Annotated in this window: 17 protein-coding genes, 1 tRNA gene and 1 pseudogene; 3 read left to right on the top strand and 16 right to left on the bottom strand. The window is 68.7% G+C overall.

Features of this window, described 5'->3' with window-relative positions:
- Window positions 1-60 precede the first annotated feature (60 nt).
- The 5 genes from AC0Z36_RS19250 to AC0Z36_RS19230 all read right to left on the bottom strand — a co-directional run bounded on the left by AC0Z36_RS19250 (window position 61) and on the right by AC0Z36_RS19230 (window position 5,561).
- Entirely contained in the window at window positions 61-1,683 is a 1,623-nt protein-coding gene (locus tag AC0Z36_RS19250; RefSeq protein ID WP_485464181.1) for a bifunctional uroporphyrinogen-III C-methyltransferase/uroporphyrinogen-III synthase, read from the bottom strand.
- On the bottom strand, window positions 1,680-2,651 hold the full coding sequence (gene hemC, locus AC0Z36_RS19245) for a hydroxymethylbilane synthase (RefSeq protein WP_485464180.1): 972 nt from the start codon (window positions 2,649-2,651) through the stop codon (window positions 1,680-1,682). The genes AC0Z36_RS19250 and hemC overlap by 4 nt, the downstream gene beginning before the upstream one ends.
- Complete coding sequence (locus AC0Z36_RS19240) at window positions 2,648-3,970, bottom strand: glutamyl-tRNA reductase (RefSeq protein ID WP_485464179.1); 1,323 nt, start codon at window positions 3,968-3,970, stop codon at window positions 2,648-2,650. Before AC0Z36_RS19240 ends, hemC begins: the two co-directional genes overlap by 4 nt.
- 127 nt (window positions 3,971-4,097) lie before the next feature.
- Window positions 4,098-4,895 (bottom strand): redox-sensing transcriptional repressor Rex, encoded by a 798-nt coding sequence (locus AC0Z36_RS19235; protein ID WP_485464178.1) that lies wholly within the window; start codon window positions 4,893-4,895, stop codon window positions 4,098-4,100.
- Window positions 4,896-5,261: 366 nt separating this feature from the next.
- Window positions 5,262-5,561, bottom strand: coding sequence for a glutaredoxin family protein (locus tag AC0Z36_RS19230; protein WP_485464177.1), 300 nt, complete (start codon window positions 5,559-5,561; stop codon window positions 5,262-5,264).
- A gap of 148 nt (window positions 5,562-5,709) precedes the next feature.
- Here AC0Z36_RS19230 and AC0Z36_RS19225 point away from each other — a divergent pair, with 148 nt between their 5' ends.
- From AC0Z36_RS19225 to AC0Z36_RS19215, 3 genes are all read left to right on the top strand, one after another.
- On the top strand, window positions 5,710-6,696 hold the full coding sequence (locus AC0Z36_RS19225) for an HAD family hydrolase (RefSeq protein WP_485464176.1): 987 nt from the start codon (window positions 5,710-5,712) through the stop codon (window positions 6,694-6,696).
- 514 nt (window positions 6,697-7,210) lie between these two features.
- Window positions 7,211-8,041, top strand: coding sequence for an ECF subfamily RNA polymerase sigma factor, BldN family (locus tag AC0Z36_RS19220; protein WP_485464175.1), 831 nt, complete (start codon window positions 7,211-7,213; stop codon window positions 8,039-8,041).
- Window positions 8,042-8,336: 295 nt separating this feature from the next.
- Entirely contained in the window at window positions 8,337-9,545 is a 1,209-nt protein-coding gene (locus AC0Z36_RS19215; RefSeq protein ID WP_485464174.1) for a DUF5667 domain-containing protein, read from the top strand.
- Window positions 9,546-9,659: 114 nt separating this feature from the next.
- Here AC0Z36_RS19215 and AC0Z36_RS19210 read toward each other — a convergent pair whose 3' ends face one another.
- The 11 genes and pseudogenes from AC0Z36_RS19210 to AC0Z36_RS19160 form a co-directional block, all read right to left on the bottom strand.
- A complete protein-coding gene (locus AC0Z36_RS19210) occupies window positions 9,660-10,973 on the bottom strand; it encodes a lysophospholipid acyltransferase family protein (RefSeq protein WP_485464173.1) in 1,314 nt (437 codons plus the stop codon).
- Window positions 10,966-12,000 carry an NAD-dependent epimerase/dehydratase family protein gene (locus AC0Z36_RS19205; RefSeq protein ID WP_485464172.1) on the bottom strand — a complete coding sequence of 345 codons (1,035 nt, stop codon included), beginning with the start codon at window positions 11,998-12,000 and terminating at the stop codon, window positions 10,966-10,968. Before AC0Z36_RS19205 ends, AC0Z36_RS19210 begins: the two co-directional genes overlap by 8 nt.
- A 361-nt stretch (window positions 12,001-12,361) precedes the next feature.
- Complete coding sequence (locus AC0Z36_RS19200; protein WP_012854759.1) at window positions 12,362-12,460, bottom strand: 30S ribosomal protein bS22; 99 nt, start codon at window positions 12,458-12,460, stop codon at window positions 12,362-12,364.
- Between the two features lie 222 nt (window positions 12,461-12,682).
- Window positions 12,683-13,115 (bottom strand): annotated as a pseudogene (locus tag AC0Z36_RS19195) (RNA-guided endonuclease InsQ/TnpB family protein); the annotation flags it as partial.
- Window positions 13,116-13,243: 128 nt separating this feature from the next.
- Window positions 13,244-13,447, bottom strand: a complete 204-nt coding sequence (locus tag AC0Z36_RS19190) for a helix-turn-helix domain-containing protein (protein ID WP_485464171.1) — start codon at window positions 13,445-13,447, stop codon at window positions 13,244-13,246.
- Window positions 13,448-13,636: 189 nt separating this feature from the next.
- Complete coding sequence (locus AC0Z36_RS19185; RefSeq protein WP_485464170.1) at window positions 13,637-14,497, bottom strand: phosphatase; 861 nt, start codon at window positions 14,495-14,497, stop codon at window positions 13,637-13,639.
- A gap of 55 nt (window positions 14,498-14,552) precedes the next feature.
- Window positions 14,553-15,749 (bottom strand): acetoin utilization protein AcuC, encoded by a 1,197-nt coding sequence (locus tag AC0Z36_RS19180; RefSeq protein WP_485464169.1) that lies wholly within the window; start codon window positions 15,747-15,749, stop codon window positions 14,553-14,555.
- A gap of 30 nt (window positions 15,750-15,779) precedes the next feature.
- Window positions 15,780-16,994: an MFS transporter gene (locus AC0Z36_RS19175; protein ID WP_485464168.1), complete on the bottom strand. Its 1,215-nt coding sequence runs from the start codon at window positions 16,992-16,994 to the stop codon at window positions 15,780-15,782.
- 131 nt (window positions 16,995-17,125) lie between these two features.
- Window positions 17,126-17,782, bottom strand: a complete 657-nt coding sequence (locus tag AC0Z36_RS19170) for an HAD family hydrolase (RefSeq protein WP_485464167.1) — start codon at window positions 17,780-17,782, stop codon at window positions 17,126-17,128.
- Window positions 17,779-18,588 carry a pyrroline-5-carboxylate reductase gene (proC, locus tag AC0Z36_RS19165; RefSeq protein ID WP_485464166.1) on the bottom strand — a complete coding sequence of 270 codons (810 nt, stop codon included), beginning with the start codon at window positions 18,586-18,588 and terminating at the stop codon, window positions 17,779-17,781. Before proC ends, AC0Z36_RS19170 begins: the two co-directional genes overlap by 4 nt.
- A gap of 331 nt (window positions 18,589-18,919) precedes the next feature.
- Window positions 18,920-18,992: transfer RNA gene (locus AC0Z36_RS19160), tRNA-Thr, on the bottom strand.
- Window positions 18,993-19,060: the final 68 nt, after the last annotated feature.

The raw sequence follows: 19,060 nt of genomic DNA, 5'->3' as shown, positions 1-19,060 counted from the left end.
GAAAAACGAGCGGCCCCGGAGAACTCTCGTTCTCCGGGGCCGCTCACCTGTTCGACTTCGCTACTTCGCGCTCTTGCGGCGCGAACCCGGACGGCGCTCGCTCGGCTTGGTGACCGGATCGCCGGCCTCCAGGAGCGCCGCGCGGCGGGCCCCGCCGAACTCGGCCAGGGCCTCGGCCAGCGCCGAGACCGAAGGCTCCGGCGCCATGACATCCACCCGCAGGCCGTGCTCCTCGGCGGTCTTCGCCGTGGCCGGGCCGATGCAGGCGATGATCGTGACCGCATGCGGCTTGCCGGCGATGCCGACCAGGTTGCGCACGGTCGAGGACGAGGTGAACATGACGGCGTCGAAGCCACCGCCCTTGATCGCCTCGCGGGTGTCGGCGGGCGGCGGCGCGGCGCGGACCGTACGGTACGCGGTGACGTCGTCGACCTCCCAGCCGAGCTCGATCAGACCGGCCACCAGGGTCTCGGTGGCGATGTCCGCACGCGGCAGGAACACCCGGTCGATCGGGTCGAAGACCGGGTCGTACGGCGGCCAGTCCTCAAGGAGGCCGGCAGCCGACTGCTCGCCGGTGGGCACCAGATCCGGCTTCACACCAAAGTCGACCAGTGCCTGCGCGGTCTGCTCGCCGACGGCGGCGACCTTGATTCCCGCGAACGCGCGGGCGTCCAGGCCGTACTCCTCGAAGCGCTCACGGACCGCCTTGACCGCATTGGTCGAGGTGAACGCGATCCATTCGTAGCGCCCGGTGACCAGGCCCTTGACCGCGCGCTCCATCTGCTGCGGAGTACGCGGCGGCTCGACGGCGATGGTCGGCACCTCATGCGGCACCGCACCGTACGAACGCAGCTGCTCGGACAGCGTGGCGGCCTGCTCCTTGGTCCGCGGGACCAGGACCTTCCAGCCGAACAGCTGCTTGGTCTCGAACCACGACAGGGCGTCGCGCTGGGCGACGACCTCGCCGATGACGACCACAGCCGGCATCGCGGGGGCGAGCAGGCCGAGCTTGTTGGCCTTCACCTCCGCTGCGATCTGCGCCAGTTTCCCGGTGATCGTCCGTTGGTCGGTCGTCGTGCCCTGGATCGTCACGGAGACCGGGGTGGCGGCCTTGCGGCCACCTGCCACGAGCTCCTGGGCGATCTCGCCGAGCCGGTCCAGGGGACCGCGCAGCACCAGGGTGCCGTCGGTCGCGCCGACGGTGGCCCAGTCCACGGACGGGTCGTTGATGTCGAGGACACGCACGCCCCCGCCGCTCTTGCCGTGCAGGGGGACACCTGCGTAAGCCGGCACCGCGGTCGACACCGGGACACCCGGGACGACCTCAAAGGGGATCTTCGCCTTGGCCACGGCGGCGATCTCCTCCGTGACTGCCTGATCGACGCACGGGTCGCCGTCGACTGTCCGGACGACGACCTTGCCGGCCTTGGCCGCGGCCACGACCAGCTTGGACCGGGCGGCCGCGGTCAGCGGCTCACCGCCGTCACCGGCAGCCGCGTCGATGACCTCGACGTCGGCCGCGGCGTGTGCCGTGACCGCCCGTCGGGTCGCCGGGTCGGCGACGATGACGTCGGCTTCCGCGATGACCTCGACGGCACGAAGTGTCAACAGCCGTGGGTCACCGGGACCGGCACCGACAAAGGTGACGGTTCCGCTGGGTTTCTTTTTCACTCTGGGGCTCAAGGGACGCGCTCCCCCATCAGACCGGAGGCACCCTGGGCGAGCAAGTCGTCGGCGAGCCGACGGCCGATGGCCTCGGCCTCTCCCAGGGGTCCGGTGGCGGACAACCGTACGCTCGCGGTGCCGTCGACTGATGCGACTACGGCCCGTAGGTACAGCTCGTAAACCTGCTCTTCGTCCGCACCGGCGTTCCCCGAACCGGTGGACGGACCCTCTCCCTCAACAACATCAGCAAGGGCGCCGACGGGGGCCGAACAACCGGCCTCCAGTCGGGCGAGCAGGGTGCGCTCAGCAGTCACGGCGGCCCGCGTGAACGGGTCGTCGAGGCCGCTGAGCAGGGTGACGAGGTCGGCGTTGTCCGCCGCACACTCGACGGCCAGAGCCCCTTGACCGGGGGCTGGCAACATCTGGAGGGGATCGAGGACCTCAGTGGCCTCATCCGCACGGCCGAGACGGACGAGGCCCGCCTTGGCAAGAATCACGGCATCGAGTTCGCCGGAAGTGACGAAGCCGATGCGGGTGTCGACATTGCCGCGGATCGGCAGGACCTCAAGGCCCAGGCCGAGCAACCGCAGCTGCGCGGCCCGACGCGGCGAACCGGTGCCGACCCTGGCCCCGCGCGGCAGTTCGCCGAGCGTCAGGCCGTCACGGGCGATCAGCGCGTCGCGCGGGTCCTCCCGCTGGGGGATCGCCGCGAGCACCAGCTCGGCCGGCTGCCCCGTGGGCAGGTCCTTCAGCGAGTGGACCGCGAAGTCGATCTCCCCGGCGAGCAGGGCGTCGCGCAGGGCGTTGACGAACACGCCCGTCCCGCCGATCTGCGCCAGGTTCTCCTTGGAGACGTCGCCGAACGTGGTGATCTCCACCAGTTCGACGGGGCGTCCGGTCAGTTCGGTGACCGCGGCGGCCACGTGCCCGGACTGGGCCAAGGCGAGCTTGCTGCGCCGGGTCCCGAGTCGGAGAGGTGTGGTCATTCCTGCACCTCCTTCTTGACATCCGCGCGGCTGACGGCCGCGGCCGTTCCGGCACCCAGGTCGAAGAGCGTCCGCAGGGCCTCAGCGTACGAGGCACCGCCGGGCTCACCGGCGAGCTGTTTCACCCGCACAGTCGGAGCGTGCAGGAGTTTGTCCACCACACGCCGGACGGTCTGTTCGACCTCCGCGCGTGATTTGGCGTCGAGGTCCGGCACCCGGCCGTCGAGCCGGTGCAGCTCAGCGCTGACCACCTCGGCCGCCATGGTGCGCAGGGCAACCACGGTGGGAGTGATGTGCTGGGCCCGCTGGGCGGCGCCGAACGCCTCGACCTCGTCCTCGACGATGCCGCGCACCCGGTCCACGTCGGCGGCGGCGCTGGAACCCGGCGCCACCTCCGCGAGCGATTCCAGATCGATGACATGGACGCCTTCGAGCCCGCGGACCATCGGGTCCACGTCGCGGGGCATAGCGAGGTCCAGGAGGACCAGCGGGCGATGGTTCGTACGGTCCTGGCGGTGCTTCAGGACGTCTTCTATGTCCGCCAGGGTGATGACCTCACAGGCCGAACCGGTGCAGGAGATCACCAGGTCGGCCGCGGCCAGCGCCTCAGGCAGCGCGCTCATCGGGACGGCCTTGCCGCCCACCTGGTCGGCCAGGTGCTCAGCTCGGGCGTACGTCCGGTTGGCGATGACGATGTTGCCGGCCCCTGCGCGGCGCAGGGTCGCGGCGGCCAACGAGCTCATCGAACCTGCGCCGACGACCAGCGTGCGGCTGCCGCCGACGGGCCCGAGGTCGAGCTCCGCCTGCTCCAGGCCGAGGGTCACCAGGGACTGCCCGGCCCGGTCGATCGCGGTTTCACTGTGCGCCCGCTTGCCGACCCGCAGCGCCTGCTGGGTGAGCTCGTTGAGGAGCTTGCCCGCGGTCTGCTGCTCCTGGGCCAGCGCCAGGGCACCCTTGATCTGGCCGAGGACCTGCGCCTCGCCGACCACCATCGAGTCGAGTCCGGTGGCCACCGAGAACAGGTGGTGCACCGCACGCTCGTCGTAGTGGACGTACAGATGGGGCGTCAGCTCGTTCAGGGAGACCCCGGTGTGCTGCGCGAGGAGCTCGGACAGCTCGGCGACACCATTGTGGAAGCGGTCGACGTCGGCGTACAACTCGACCCGGTTGCAGGTCGAAAGGAGCAACGCTTCGAGGACGGGGCCCGCCGTGACGACATCGCGCAGCAGTTTGACCTGCGCGTCACCGCCGAGCGTGGTGCGCTCGAGCAGGCTGACCGGAGCCGTGCGATGGCTCAGGCCCACCACCAGGACACTCATGTGCTCTTCCTGCCGACGTTTCGGTTGGTACTTGCGTCCCCCCGGACATCACCTGTTCCCCCACGCGTGGCCCCGCCCAGCAGTGCCACGCGGGCCTGACACCCGTACGGACAGGTGCCCGGCCCGGTCACGCGGGCATCACCTCGGCCGGACCGACTTCGTCCTTCACCGCGGCAGTCGTGCCCGCACGTGTGCGTGCCGCCGGCTGCGGCACTCTGTTCGCGGCCGGTCCGCGCATGCGCTCGGGCAGGACCGACGGTTCGACGCCGAGCTTGCGCTGCTCGTGGAAGGCGAGGATCTGCAACTCGATCGACAGGTCGACCTTGCGTACGTCCACGCCCTCAGGCACGGTCAGCACCGTCGGCGCGAAGTTCAGAATGCTGGTGATCCCGGCGGCGACCATCCGGTCGGCGACCGGCTGGGCGGCCGGCGCCGGGGTGGTGATCACGCCGATCGAGACGTTGTCGTCCCGGACGATCCGCTCAAGTTCGTCCATATGCCGCACGACCATGCCGGCGACCCGCTGTCCGGAGACCGCGTGGTCGGCGTCGAGGAGGGCGGCGACCCGGAACCCGCGGGAAGCGAAACCGCCGTAGTTGGCGAGCGCGTGACCCAGGTTTCCAATGCCGACGATGACCACGGGCCAGTCGTGGGTGAGCCCGAGTTCACGCGAAATCTGGTAGACGAGATACTCGACGTCGTAACCGACTCCGCGGGTGCCGTACGAGCCGAGGTACGACAGATCCTTGCGCAACTTCGCCGAATTCACTCCGGCGGCGGTGGCCAGCTCTTCGGAGGAAACCGTCGGGACACTCCGCTCGGACAATCCCGTCAGCGCCCTCAGGTACAGCGGGAGCCGCGCCACCGTCGCCTCGGGGATACCGCGTCCCCGCTGCGCCGGTCGCTCGGTACGGCCTGTAGCCACGGTGCTCCTGAGGGTCTGGGCGATGCTCGCCCGGGGGTGCTCGAGGTGGGATCTGCCTGCCAGGTTAGGCTTTTGTGAACGCGTGCACAAAGCTGCTGTCCGCTTTGTCCATCCGGCGTGACGCTCGTCACGTGGATGGTTACCGGCGATTGCGTGACATCCCCTACCTAGCGCGGGAAGTCGGCCGGGATGCGGCAATAGCCGCGTTCCGTGCGCGAAATCCATGCATACGCCACCGTACGGCAAACTTTGCCCGGGGCTCAAAGATCCAGCTCGGAGCACTTGTCGTACAAAGCTTAAGCGCTGATCCGGGGTGCCTAAAGCACACGCGCCACCCGGAGCCCCTGGCGCCGGGCTGTCCAGGGCTCAGGCGCCGAGTGCTCTGCGCAGCCGCTTCTCGTCGACCTTCCAGAAGTCGTGCTGCTTCCCGTCGATGAGCGTCACGGGGATCTGTTCCCAGTAGATGTGGTGCAATTCCTCGTTGCCCGGTGCGCTGATGTCCACCTCCTCGAACACCACGTCGAGCTCGTTTGCGACCCGTACCGCTGTCACCCGTGCGGCCTCACACAGATGGCAGCCCGGACGGGTCAGCAGGGTGACCGTGCGGGGCGTCAGGGGTTCGTCAGGTTGCGGCCGGCGGCCGGTCCAGCGACTGAAGGAGTTCACACGCCCGATTGTCCCCGCTTCCGGACGCTTCCCGTACGACTCCCTGGCCCCGCGTGCGGAAACCTCGACATCTCCCGGGTGACTGGACGCACACGATTAGTCACCCGCTCTTAACACAAGCAACACCCGGCCCGACTAAGCTCAGTTCATGGTTGTGCTGCGTCGTCATATCCCGAGCGTCCCGGCCATCCCCGCGATGCGGTCACTCCGAGCCCAGGCCGCCGTACGGGCGCAGACCGCCGGGCGGGCCGCCGCGGCTGCCGCACGGGTGGTCAAGCCGTCCAAGGCGCATGCGGAAACCGACAGCGAACCCGACGCGGCCACTGAAGCCGTCGAAGCCGCTCCGGCGGCACCCGCCGCCGTCGAACGACCGCTCGGCGCAGCCTTCTTCGACCTCGACAACACTGTGATGCGCGGCGCGTCGATCTTCCACATGGCCCGCGGCCTGTACGCCAGGGACTTCTTCCACAGCCGCGACCTCGCCCGGTTCGCCTGGCAGCAGGTGCGCTTCCGGGTCGGCGGCGAGCACATGGGCGATGTGGGCGAAGCCCAGGAGACCGCCCTGTCGTTCGTCAAGGGCCACAGTGTCGAAGAGGTCCGCGGGCTCGGCGAAGAGATCTTCGACGAGCACATGGCCGACAAGATCTGGCCAGGCACCCAGGCACTCACGCAGATGCACCTGGACGCGGGCCGCCAGGTCTGGCTGGTCACCGCCGCACCGGTGGAGATCGCCAGCACCATCGCCGAACGCCTCGGCCTCACCGGCGCGCTCGGCACCGTCTCCGAGACCGACCGCGGCGTGTACACCGGCCGCCTGGTCGGCGAACTGCTGCACGGTCAGGCGAAGGCCGAGGCGATGCTCGCCCTGGCCGAACGCGAAGGACTGACGCTCGCCGACTGCTCCGCGTACAGCGACTCCAGCAACGACATACCCATGCTCACGCTCGTCGGCGACCCCTGCGCGGTCAACCCCGACGCGAAACTGCGCAAGCACGCCCGCGAACACGGCTGGCGGGTCAAGGACTTCCGCACCGGCCGCAAGGCGGCCAGGATCGGCCTGCCGGCGGCGGCCGGGGTCGGCGCCCTCGCCGGCGCCTTGGCGGCGGGCACCGCGGTCCGCCGCAAGTTCGCCTGACTGCACCTCAGGCGATCCTGCCCGATCCGGAACAACCGGGCTTGATCCAGCGCGGCCTGACGTGATCCGGCTCGATCCAGCGCAGCCTGACGTGATCCGGCTCGATCCAGCGCGGCCCGACCCTGCCCGATCTGGTTCGATCCGGCTTGATCCAGTTTGATCCGACTTGATCCGACTTGATCCGACTTGATCACACCCGCCCGGCAGCAACCGCCGTCACGGTTAGCCCGGCTGACGCACCCTCACGTAACTCGTTCGAGTGATTCCCGCATGTCTTTTCGCGGGCACTTCGAGCCGCTCATAACACGAGCTCTGCCAATGCGTCCGTAGATCGCCTGAAAAGCACACATCAGCAGCGTGTGCGGGTAGCTTCGCACCACCGACGGACACACTTGGTACCTCTTCCATTACTAAGCGTTAGTCTCGGTCGGCGCACAGCGGTATCAACTGTCCCTACGATGGGTGAGCGGTCCCGCACTTTACGTAATTGTCCGCTGAAGCAACTGGGAGTCCCGTGCACCAAATCGTCCGGGTTGACGTGTCCGGGTTGGCGACACTGCGTGCGGCGATGGTCGCGAGCCTTTCCCCCTGCTCCGCGGCGGTCCTCGTCGGCTGTCCCCAGCCCTCCTCCCACTTCCTGGGAATCCCCACCCAGCGTGGTTTCGCCGTCGCAGTGGTCGACACCGGCCGCGCTCAGGACGGCGGTAGCAACCGCCTGTCCCGCACCCGCACCGACAACACAGCAGGGCGCTCGACCTCCGGTTCGCGCCGCCCCCGTCCCCCCGCACCGGACGGCGAGGCGGCCCGGATCATGGGCCTGGTCGAACTCGCCCAGGGCGGCGACAGTGACGCCTTCGCTCAGCTGTACGACCATTACATCGACACGGTCTACCGCTACATCTACTACCGGGTCGGCGGCCGGGCCATCGCCGAGGACCTCACAAGCGAGACGTTCCTGCGCGCGCTGCGCCGGATCGGGACCTTCACCTGGCAGGGGCGCGATTTCGGCGCCTGGCTGGTGACCATCGCCCGCAACCTGGTCGCGGACCACTTCAAGTCCAGCCGGTTCCGCCTTGAGGTCACCACCGGCGAGATGCTCGACTCCAACGACTTCGAGCCCAGCCCAGAGGACAGCGTGCTCGAATCGCTGTCCAACGCCACACTCCTGGAGGCTGTGCACAAGCTCAACCCGCAACAGCAGGAATGCGTCACGCTCCGCTTCCTGCAAGGCCTGTCGGTCGCTGAGACCGCGCGGATCATGGGCAAGAACGAAGGCGCCATCAAAACGCTCCAGTACCGCGCAGTGCGCACCCTGGCCCGACTCCTGCCGGAGGATGTGCGGTGAGTCACATCCGCGTAACCTGCGGGGCCCCTCGCTCGTTCTCCGGGATAGCAGACCCCGTCTTATCAGCGCTACGCCCACAAGGTGGAGCGGCATCGGACTCGTCAGGTGCGGACCGGCCGGGGAAATGCGTCCAGCCCGTCGGAAACGGGCGTGGCGGGGATCCGCTCCGCGGACCCCGACCCGATGACGTCCCTGGACGAACATCCGGGGAGAGGAGGTGCGGCCCGTGAGCCCAGCGCTGGTGAACAGAAGGCGGATCGATGCCTTCGCCGATGCACTAGACACGCGAGACCTCGTGCGGCAACGCGAGAAGGACAACGCGGACAAAACGCGTGAGGGAGTGCGCTACAGCCCATCCGGCGAACCGCCGTCCCCCGACACCGCCCGCTCGCTGGGCGTCGTCGAAACCCTGCAAGTGAGGGCTGACGCTCCACCAGTCCCCACCACGGACTTCCGAACGGCCCTGCGCACCCGCCTGATGGAAGAGGCGGCGACGCTCGCGGTGGTCGGCGGCTCCACCGCAGAACCCGGCACCATCCCCGAGCAGCGTTCCCATCGGCGCGACACTCCGGCGGCCCCAACCCGCCGGAGCCCCTGGCGCCGCCGGTTCGCTGTCGCCGGGGCCCTGGTCGCGGTCACCGGCGGCGGTCTGGGCGGGGTGGCGTACGCAAGCACCGACGCGTTGCCCGGCGACCTGACCTACGGCGTCAAACGCACGGTGGAAAACCTGCAGACCTCCTTCGCCGGTTCGGACCGGGCCAAAGGCGAGGAATACCTCTCCCAGGCCCGCACCCGGATGTCCGAGGCGGAGCAACTGCTCTCGCACTCCGGCAAGGGCGCTCCCGACCAGGAGACCGTCTCCCACCTGCGGAACGTCCTCGGTGATCTGAACTCCTCGGCCGGCAAGGGGCGCACGCTCCTGACCAAGGATTACCAGTCGCACCACAAGGTCGGGCCGATGCAGACACTGGCCGACTTCGCGACGAACGGCACCGAGCGGCTCGACCACATCGACCGGTCACTGCCGACTGGGGTCTCCGCCCAGCGCGACGAAGTGCGGACCCTGCTCGGTTCTATCCGCGACCAGGTCAAACCGATCACCGGGGTGAGTCTGGCGCCGAAGGGCAAGGACGGGAAGCGGCTCCCGGTCGAAGTGCCCTCCGAGGTGCTGCAGCCGGGCGCTTCCCCGGACAGCCGGCAGGCGCAGCCGCCCGTCGGCAGCTCTGCGGCTCCCGGCGCGGCCGGTGTCGCACCGAATGTCGCGGGTGACGGGAAACCGGCTGCTTCCGCGGTGCCCACCGGCGGCTCCCTGCCACCGGTGCACATCCCACTGCTCGGCTCGACCGGTTCCACCCCGTCCGGTGGTCCCACCAAGAGCTCCGCTCCGCTGGACATGAACGTGCCGCCGGTCACCTCCGCGGTGCCGCAGGGCGGGACCACCATCCCGCCGCTGCTGCCGGGTCTCCCCGGCATCGGCATCAACCTCGGCGACGCTCCGAAGTGACCGTCCTGGAGTAACACGCTGGAACAGGCTGCCGGGTGGATCCTCAAGGATCCACCCGGCAGTTCGGCTGTCCGGTACCCGTCACAAGCCGGTTACGCGCCAGTCATCCGCCGGTCAGAAGAACACAGACCTGCGCTGCATCAGCAGCCGGTAGATCGTGTGCTGGATCGTCTCCCGGACCTCGTCGGTGAGGTTGAACAACACCATCGGGTCGTCCGCCGCCTCGACCGGATACGCATCGGTGCGGATCGGCTCGCCGAACTGGATCCGCCACTTGGTCGGCAGCGGGAGGAGCCCCAGCGGCCCGGCCAACGGGAACGTCGGCGTGATCGGGAAGTACGGCAGACCGAGCAGCCGGGCCAACGGCCGGAGGTTCCCGATCATCGGGTAGACCTCCTCCGCGCCCACGATCGAGCACGGGATGATCGGCACCTGGTTCTGCAGGGCCGCGGAGACGAACCCGCCGCGGCCGAAGCGCTGGAGTTTGTAGCGCTCGCTGAACGGCTTGCCCAGGCCCTTGAAGCCCTCCGGCCAAACGCCCACCAGCTCGCCCTGGGAGAGCAGCCGGTCGGCGTCCGCGTTACAGGCCAGGGTGTGGCCGCTCTTGCGGGCGAGTTGCCCCACGACCGGCAGTTGGAACACGAGGTCCGCGCCCAGGAGCCGGAGGTTGCGCCCCGCCGGGTGGTCCTCCCGCACCGCGACCTGGGTCATCAGCGCGTCGAGCGGCAGCGTGCCGGAGTGGTTGGCGACGATCAGCGCGCCGCCCTCCGCCGGAATGTTCTCCATCCCGATGACCTCGACGCGGAAGTACTTCTCGTACATCGGCCGCATCAACCGCATCAGGACTTCGTCGGTCAACTCCTCGTCGAAGCCGAACTCGTCGACCGCGTAGTCGCCGGTGATGCGGCGGCGCAGGAAGGCCAGGCCGTCGGCTGCCTTCGCCTCCCAGTTGGGCCCGGCGAGGGTGTCGACCACCGCGCCGGCCGTGCGCCCGGCGACAGTGCCCGCAGCTTTGGCCGCGCCGTCGAGCGCGCCGCCCACGGTGCGGCCGAGGGATTTGCCGAGGGATTTGCCGAGCACTCCGGCGGCTGAGCCGAGGAGCGAACCGAACCCCGGCTGTTCGGGGGCCCCTGCCCCGGTTTTGCCGGCCGTACGGGGGACTTCCTGCTCCGCCAGTTCGTCGATCGCCTGGGCGACCGCGAGCAGCGGGTCGGAGTCCGCCGTACGCAGGGCTCTGACCTTGTTCCCGTCGTGCTGTGGGGACGCCGTACGGCCGCGTTCGCGGACCGGCACGTCGCCGTCGACGGCCTCCGACGGTTGCGCGGAACGCGCCGGGCCCCGGTGCGTCCGGCGCCCGACCCCAGGCGCGCGGGGGGTCCGGGGCGCTCCGGTGGCGCCGTCGAACGGGATGATCCGGGCGTCACCCATCGGCGCTCCTCCTGGTGAGCAGCATGGACGCGAGGGCGTTAGACGCCTGCGTGATGCGGTCGGTGTCCAGCAGTCCGTGCAGTCCGCGCCCGGCCGTGAAGTCCTCGAAGGTCTCCGGGGTCGTGTAGCGCGGCGTGAACTCCAGTCTGCCCCGCGCGTGTTCGATGTCCACCACCCGGCCGTGGGTGAGCAGGCGGACCTGCTCGGCAGACAGGTCGGCCCGGCCGAGGCTGCGCAGTCCGGAGCCGACCAGGCCCATGGCCGCGGACGGTACCGCGATGACCGGGCGGCCCAGCCGGCGGGCGGCCTGGGAGAGCAGCAAGGTGCCGGGCCCGGCGATGTTGTACGTGCCTGGTTTGTCCGCGGCGACGGCCAGGCGCAGCGCGGCCATGCCGTCGGCTTCGTGCAGGAACTGGAGCCTGGGGTCATAGCCGAGGACTGTGGGCAGCAGCGGCAGCCGGAAGTAGTCGCCCATGGGCGTCTCGACGGTCGGGCCGAGCAGGGGTGCGAAACGCAGGGTCGTGACAGAGACGTCAGGGCGGCGGCGGGTGAACCCGCGGACGTAACCTTCGACCTCGACGGCGTCCTTGGCCCAGCCTGAGGTCGGCGGGACCCTCGGCTGGAGGTCCTCGGTGAACAGTGCGGGGTCCTGCGAGGAGGCCCCGTAGACGGCGGTGGTGGACCTGACGACCAGTCGGCGGATGGTCGGCGCCTTCTGGCAGGCGGCGAGCAGTTGCATGGTGCCGATGACGTTGGTCTCCTTCATGGAGACGCGGCCGTGTCCGGCGGGTGGCGCTTCGGCCAGACTGAGGTGGACGACGGTGTCGACACCGGCTGAGGCCACCACCTTGGCGATCATCGGATTCCGGATGTCGGCGTGGACGAACTCCACGCCGGGAAGGTCGAAGTGCGGTCCGACCGTGTCGACCCCGATCACCCGGTCCACCCCCGGCTCCGCCAGGAGTGTCTGTGCGAACCTGCCCCCCAGATCCGCGCAGACACCGGTCACCAGTACGACCCGGCCCATACGACTACCTCCCCCGTCGCTAGCTGTCCGCTGCCCTGTGGAGTCACTTCGGTGCACTCGGTCACCGAACGCCTACATCATGCATCGTCCGTACAACCTATCGACGGGCCGGGTCACCTGGGACGGCGTTAACCAGGCGTTCACACCGGCCGGCGGGGTTTTCACCGAACGCCCCACGGATGACTACCGCGCGATGCTGCGCCGAACCTCACGTCTTCGCCAGGAGGTCGCGCTCCGTCCGGAAAACACGCATGGCCGCCCGCAGACCACCCTGGGGTGGTGCGGACGGCCATGACAGGCGTCGGCGGCAAGACGTCACCGCGTACACGACGAGCCCGAACCGGCGGAGCGTCAGTCGTGACTACTTCTTGTTCCTGCGCTGAACTCGAGTTTTCTTGAGCAGCTTGCGGTGCTTCTTCTTCGCCATACGCTTACGACGCTTCTTGATGACAGAGCCCACCGACGACCTCGCTTAGGGTGATGTACGGAACACCCCCGTAGCGACGGGGGCAATCAGCGCGGAACCGCTCACGGTCCGCACAACCTGCCCAAGCGTACTCGGCGACGTCCCATACCTCTAATTGACCTCTTCCTCTGCCAAGAGGAGCCCGCGAGTCGCCCCACAGTTTTCCTGTCCCGTCGCCGGCCGCCTGTCCGGAACACTCCGTTGAGGTCTTACGCCAACTCCATTCGCCGACATCAGCTTCCCCTCGCGGAAGCGGAATGCCGAACGGGTGTACTCAGCCGAAGCCCGGCTCTTCTTCTTGACCTCGAACCGGGGGGCACCTTGCCCTGCCCTCAAGGAAGCCCGTGAACGCCGCCTGCAAATGCCGTAGCGCCTGCTGAAGCGGCACGGAGGACACTGAGCTGAGGTAGGCGAACTCCTCGCTCTGATCTTCCATGCGGTGAGCATTGCCGAGGTCTCGACACAATTGATCCGCCGCTTCTCGGCATACCAAGCGGTGGTGCGCGCGTCGAGCGCCAGATTGTAGACCTTTCGGACACAGCCGACCGTGCGGGCCAGCTCGGCTGGCCTGCTCAGCAGTGGGGTAAAAGCGGTACTTGACGCCCCGCTTCACCTGGTTCGGTGAGGGGTCAAGCAGTTCGCCCGACATCAACCCGCCCGTGTACGGAACGGGTCCAGTCGTCGGAATCCTCACGCGAAGCAAGAGCCCAAGTCGTTCCACCGGGCCCGACGGGGTCTCCGCCGGGCCCGGTGGGACCTGTTTCTAGGGCACTCCTCCTACGCCGTTTCGACGTACGAGTCGCGCAGATAGTCGTGGACGGCCTGCTCCGGAACCCGGAAGGACCGACCCACCCTGATCGCGGGTAGTTCGCCGCTGTGCACCAGTCGGTACACAGTCATCTTGGACACCCGCATCACCGCAGCCACCTCGGCAACGGTCAAGAAGTTGACCTCGTTGAGAGGCCTCTGGTCAGAAGCCATGTCGCACCGCACCATTCAGCACGCGCCGGGCGCCGGCTTCCCCTCCGGCGACTTCCACTCCAGCGTGCGTGCTTTTCAGAGTAGTGGCGGGTGGTACCAGTGGGGAAGAGGAGCAGCTTTCTACCAGGAATCGGCCATCAGGCTTGAATTCAGGACAGATCACTACACACTCCCCTAGTACGAATCGGATCAGATCAGACCTGCACGGTGCAGAACGTACGCCGTCAGCGGCTTGTAGAGGTGTGGTTGGACACCGTCGTCCAGTGGCACCGCTACCCGCACCGAGCCTTCCTCCATACCGACAAAAAGCGCCGGGTCGTTGCAGTCGGCCAAGCCGATGCTGTCCACCCCGGACTGGCCCGCTCCACCAGCGAATCCGTGATCCGCGACAACCAGATCAGGCAGGTCGGAGCCACTGTCGGCGAGTTCGGCGAGGATCTGGCGGATGGCCCGGGCGGAGTGGCTGTGCCGGGGCTTGCCCTCCTCGTCGGCCACCGCGGCGACCGCTCCCAGGTAGGTGATCGTGCGCAGGTGCCCGCCCTCCGAGGTCGGCGTGCGGTACGTCCAGCCGGCCGCGGGGCGCAGCAGAGTACAGCCGGCACCACGCAGTGCGCGCGCCAGCGTTCGGTACCAACCCCCTAGGGCTTCCGGGTGACCGGTGGCCAGGATGACGCGCTCGCGGCCCTGTGCGGCCTGCCTGAGCCGGTCCGCGTAGGCGTCGAGTCCGGCGATGGTGAGGTCGGGGTCGATGGTGTCCTGGCCGTGTGTGTGGCCAGGGTCGGCGATCACTCCGCAGCGCCGCACCATCACGTCGAGCACCTGTCCGCAGGTCCAGTCGCCGTCGGGTTCGAGGCCGAACAAATAGCCGGGGTGCCGCTCACTCATGAGGCGGAAGTGGCGCAGGTTGTTCTCCCGCGGGGTCGCGACTTCGCCCGAGATCTTGGATCGAAGCAGGTGGGAGCGCAACTCGGGAACTGTCGGCACGCTGGCTCCGGGATGACTGCTCAAAGGCGTGTCGTACGGTTCGCTGGCGGGTGCGGGCGTGCTCACAGGGGCTGCTCCTCGGGTTCCTCGCGGTGCGGTGGCCGAGCGTCGTCCGCCGGGCCTACACGTCGTACAGCGGTTCCAGACCGTGGGTGGGGAAGACGGCCCGCCGGGTGGCGAGGATCGCCTGGTCGACCCGGTCGGCCGGGTCGTATCCGGCTGAGAACGGCCGGAAAAGGCCCGTGCCGCCGTCGGTCATGCGCTTCGGGGGGTCGCCGCGGGTGCCGCGGGTGAGCATGCGGATCTCCTCGCACCACTCGACGGGCACGGCGGAGTCCGGGGCGATGGGCGCCCCGGCGGCTTCGGCGACCAGGTGGGTCCAGGAGCGCGGTACGACCTTGACGGCCTCGTAGCCGCCGCCGCCGGTGGCGAGCCAGCGTCCTTCGCAGATCTCGTGGGCGAGCGTGTGCAGGCGGGCGTGGGCGATGCGCTGGGCGTCCACGGTGAGCGCGAGGTGGGCGATGTCGTCGTCGACGTGGGTGTCCGCGCCGTGCTGGGTGACCAGGACCTGCGGGCGGAAGGCCGCGAGCAGGGGCGGCACGACCGCGTCGAAGGCGCGCAGCCAGCCGGCGTCGGAGATGCCCGGCGCCAGCGCGACGTTGACCGCCGTGCCCACTGCTTCGGGGCCGCCGGTCTCTTCGGGGAATCCCGTACCGGGGAAAAGGAATCTCGGGCTCTCGTGCAGGCTGATCGTCATAACCCGGGGGTCGTTCCAGAAGGCTTTCTGCACGCCGTCGCCGTGGTGGACGTCGATGTCGATGTATGTGACGCGTTCCGCGCCGAGTTCGAGCAGGCGGGCGATCGCCAGGGAAGTGTCGTTGTAGACGCAGAAGCCCGCGGCCAGGCCGGGCATCGCGTGGTGCAGGCCGCCCGCGAAGTTCACCGCGTGGTCGGCCGCGCCGCTCCACACGGCTTCGGCTCCGGCGATCGAGGCTCCGGCGATCAGCGCGGACACGTCGTGCATGCCCTTGAACGCCGGGGTGTCGTCCGTACCGATGCCGTAGGCGGTGTCCGCGGACGCGGGGTCGTCACCCGCCCGGCGCACCGCCGCGATGAAGTCGGGGGTGTGAACCGTCGCCAACTGTTCGTCAGTTGCCGCGGGTGGCGCGACTGTTCGCACATTCGGCGCGGAGTCGATTCCGTACGCCCTGATCAGATCGATCGTCAGCCGGAGCCGCAGCGGGGTCATCGGATGCCAGGACCCGAAGTCGTAACCGGTCATCCGGTCGTCCCACATGAGTTGCACGGCTCGGCTCATGCTCCCCACCCTATTGCGGGGTTCCCGGTGTCAGGCCGCGACGTGAGCTGCTTCACCGTCAGGGGTCTTCGCCGCGGCGAAGACTTTGGCCAGCGGCAGCACGGCGAGTACAAGCAGCATCGGCGCGATCATGCCGATGCGCAGTGAGCTCGCGTCGCCGATGGCGCCGACGAGCGGAGTGCCGACGAGGAACCCGACGTAGTTGAAGATGTTGAGGCGGGCCACGGCGGTGTCGACGTCCTGCGGGGCGAGTTTCCCGGCGGCGGCGAAGGTCTGCGGGACGAGCACTGACAGGCCGAGGCCGAGGCCGATGAAGCCGCACAGGCCGATCCACTGATTGCCCGCGGCGGCCACGACCGCGAACCCGCCCGCCGCGAGCAGAGTCCCGGAGCGGGCCACGGCGACCATGCCCCAGCGGGCCACGCCCCAGTCGCCGATGACGCGGCCGAGCAGCACGGTGACCAGGTAGGCGGTGTACGGGACGGCCGCGAACCCGTCGGAGGAGTGGAGGACGTCCTCCATGAACTTGGCGCCCCAGCTGGAGACGGAGGCGTCGCCGATGTAGGCGAAGGTCATGACCGCGCACAGCGGCAGCAGCGGCTTCCAGGGGAGCTTGGGCTTGGCCACGTCGGTCTTGGCCGCCACGGCGATGTCGGACGGGCGCAGGTAGTGCTGTCCGGCGGCGTAGGCGGCGGGCACGGCCGCGACAGCGACGAAGGTGAACAGCACGCCGAGGGACAGGTCGTAGTGGGCGGACAGGCCCGCCGCGCCCGCTCCGGCGATACCGCCGACGCTCCAGACGCCGTGGAAGCCGAGCATGATGCTGCGGCCGTACAGCTTCTGGAGTTGCACGCCCTGCATGTTCATCGTCGCGTCGAGCGCGCCCACCGCGATGCCGAAGAGGGCCAGGGACGGCAGGAGGGTGTACAGGTGTTCACCCCAGCCGATCCCGATCATCGCGACGCCGATCAGCGGCTGTGCGGCGCGCAGCACGGCGCGGCTGCCTGCCTTGGCCGCGAGCTTCTCGGCGAGCACACTGCCGACGCCGCAGATGACCGGGACCATCGAGATGGCGAGGGTCAGGCCGGTGTCACTGAGGCCGTACTGCCGCTGGATCTCAGGGATCCGGGTCAGGAGCGCCGCGAAGGACAGCCCCTGGATCAGGAAGCACACCGCGATTGCCGTACGGGCGCGGCGCAGTGCCGCTGGTGGTTCCGGGAAGCCCGTGGGCTCATTCGCGTGCATGGTCCGGGACGCTACGGCCGATGTGTACCCACCGGTAGGTCTGATCGTTAAGTTTCTGATCAATTATCTGATCAGATACCTGATCAGGTATCAACAGCGCATAGGCACTGATCAGTTGGATTCCGTTGGATTCAGTTGGATTCGGACAGGAGGACGGCAGGGAGTGCGGACATATCTGAAATCAGCTGGTCTGCGGCGCTAAGTCGGTCTTCCGGGGTCAGTTTGGCGTAACCGATGACCCGCATCCCCGCCGCGTGGGCCGCCTCGACGCCCAGCGGGCTGTCCTCGACGACGGTGCAGCGCCCCGGCTCCGCGCCCATGGTCTTCGCCGCGTGCAGGAAGAGGTCCGGTGCCGGTTTGCCGTGTGCCACGTCCTGGCTGCTGAAAATGACCACCTCGGGAAAATGCCCGACGAGGCCGGTGACGGTCAGCGCGAGCCTGATCCGCTCGTGGGTGCCGGAGGACGCGACGCAGTACGGGACGCCGGCCGCGTCGAGGGCCTGGAGCGTTTCGGCGATACCGGGAACCGGCTGGAGTTCACTGCGGAAGGCCGCGAACACCCGCTCGTGGTAGACGTGTTCGAAGTCCGGCGGCAGGTCCTTGCCGTGCCTTTCCAAGTTCAGATCCCGTACGCGCCGCATCGAACCGCCCATATAATCGCGGTACGACTCCTCAAGCGTGGTGGGAATTCCGTACGAGGTCAAAAGGTCGGCGAGCACCCGGTTGGCGAGCGGCTCACTGTCGACCAGGACACCGTCATTGTCGAAGATGACCAGACCGGCTGTCACTTCAGCCCCTCGGCGATGTCCTTGGACCGGTTGTTGGCTGCTTCCAGGGCGTCGAGCAGCGCGGCCCGCACGCCGTGGTTCTCCAACTCGCGGATCGCGTTGATCGTCGTCCCGGCCGGGGACGTGACGTTCTGCCGCAGTTCGTGCGGGTGGTCCCCTGAGTCGCGCATCATGATCGCGGCACCGACCGCGGCCTGGACGACCAGATCGTGTGCGGTGGCGCGCGGCAACCCGAGGAGGATGCCCGCGTCAGTCATCGCCTCGACCACGTAATAGAAGTAGGCCGGACCTGAGCCGGACAGCGCGGTGACGGCGTCCTGCTGCTTCTCCGGGACGCGGGTGGTCTTGCCGACGCTCTGGAAGATCTCCTCGGTACGCGCCAGGTGCTGCTCGGCGGCGTACGCACCGGCCGAGATCGCGCTCATCGCCTCGTCCACCAGGGCCGGGGTGTTCGACATGACCCTGACGACCGGGGTGCCAGGGGCGAGGCGCGACTCCAGGAACTCGGTCGTGATGCCGGCCGCCCCGGAGATGACCAGGCGGTCCGCCGGTACGTGCGGGGCGAGTTCGTCCATGAGCGCAGCCATGTCCTGCGGCTTGACCACCAGGATCAGGGTGTCCGCCTGGGCCGCGGCCTCCTCGTTCGAGACGGCGGTGACGCCGTACTTGGCGGTGAGCTCGCCGGCCCGCTCCTTGCGGCGGGCGGTGACCAGCAGGTCCGCAGGCTTGATGCCGCCGCGCAGCATCCCGGAAAGGAGAGCCTCGCCGATCTTCCCGGTGCCGATCACGGCGATCCGCTGGGTCATGTGGGGGCTCCTTGATGCGGGGGCTTTGGGGTGGGGGCTTTGGGGTGGGGGCTTTGGGGTGGGGACCTCAAAACGCAGGCCGCTACGCAGGGACATCATTTCACCCGGGCCGGGAGCCGGCAGGCGGACGGCGAGCCCTGGTTGGACAAAGCGCGCCGAACTCTGAATGAGCACGTCGAGCCGGAGGAGAACCGGGAGGCTCTGGAGCAGGCACAGCAGACGCTGACTGCGGCGGAGAAGCTGCTGCCGCACCTTGGCTTGTTCGGGAGCTGGCCGAGGAGCGGTACGCAGAAGAGGCCGACACCCGAAGGTGTCGGCCTCTTCTTGTCTGGGCCCCCATGCGGAATCGAACCGCAGACCTTCTCCTTACCATGGAGACGCTCTACCGACTGAGCTATAGGGGCTTGCGGGAGAAATAATACACACACGCGGAGGTCTGATCGAATCGCCCCCTCAGGTAGTGCGTACGGAG

This window comes from Kitasatospora sp. UYEF31, assembly GCF_057291755.1.
Note: the sequence above shows the minus strand (reverse complement) of the source record. Positions and strands in the feature narration are given on the sequence as shown.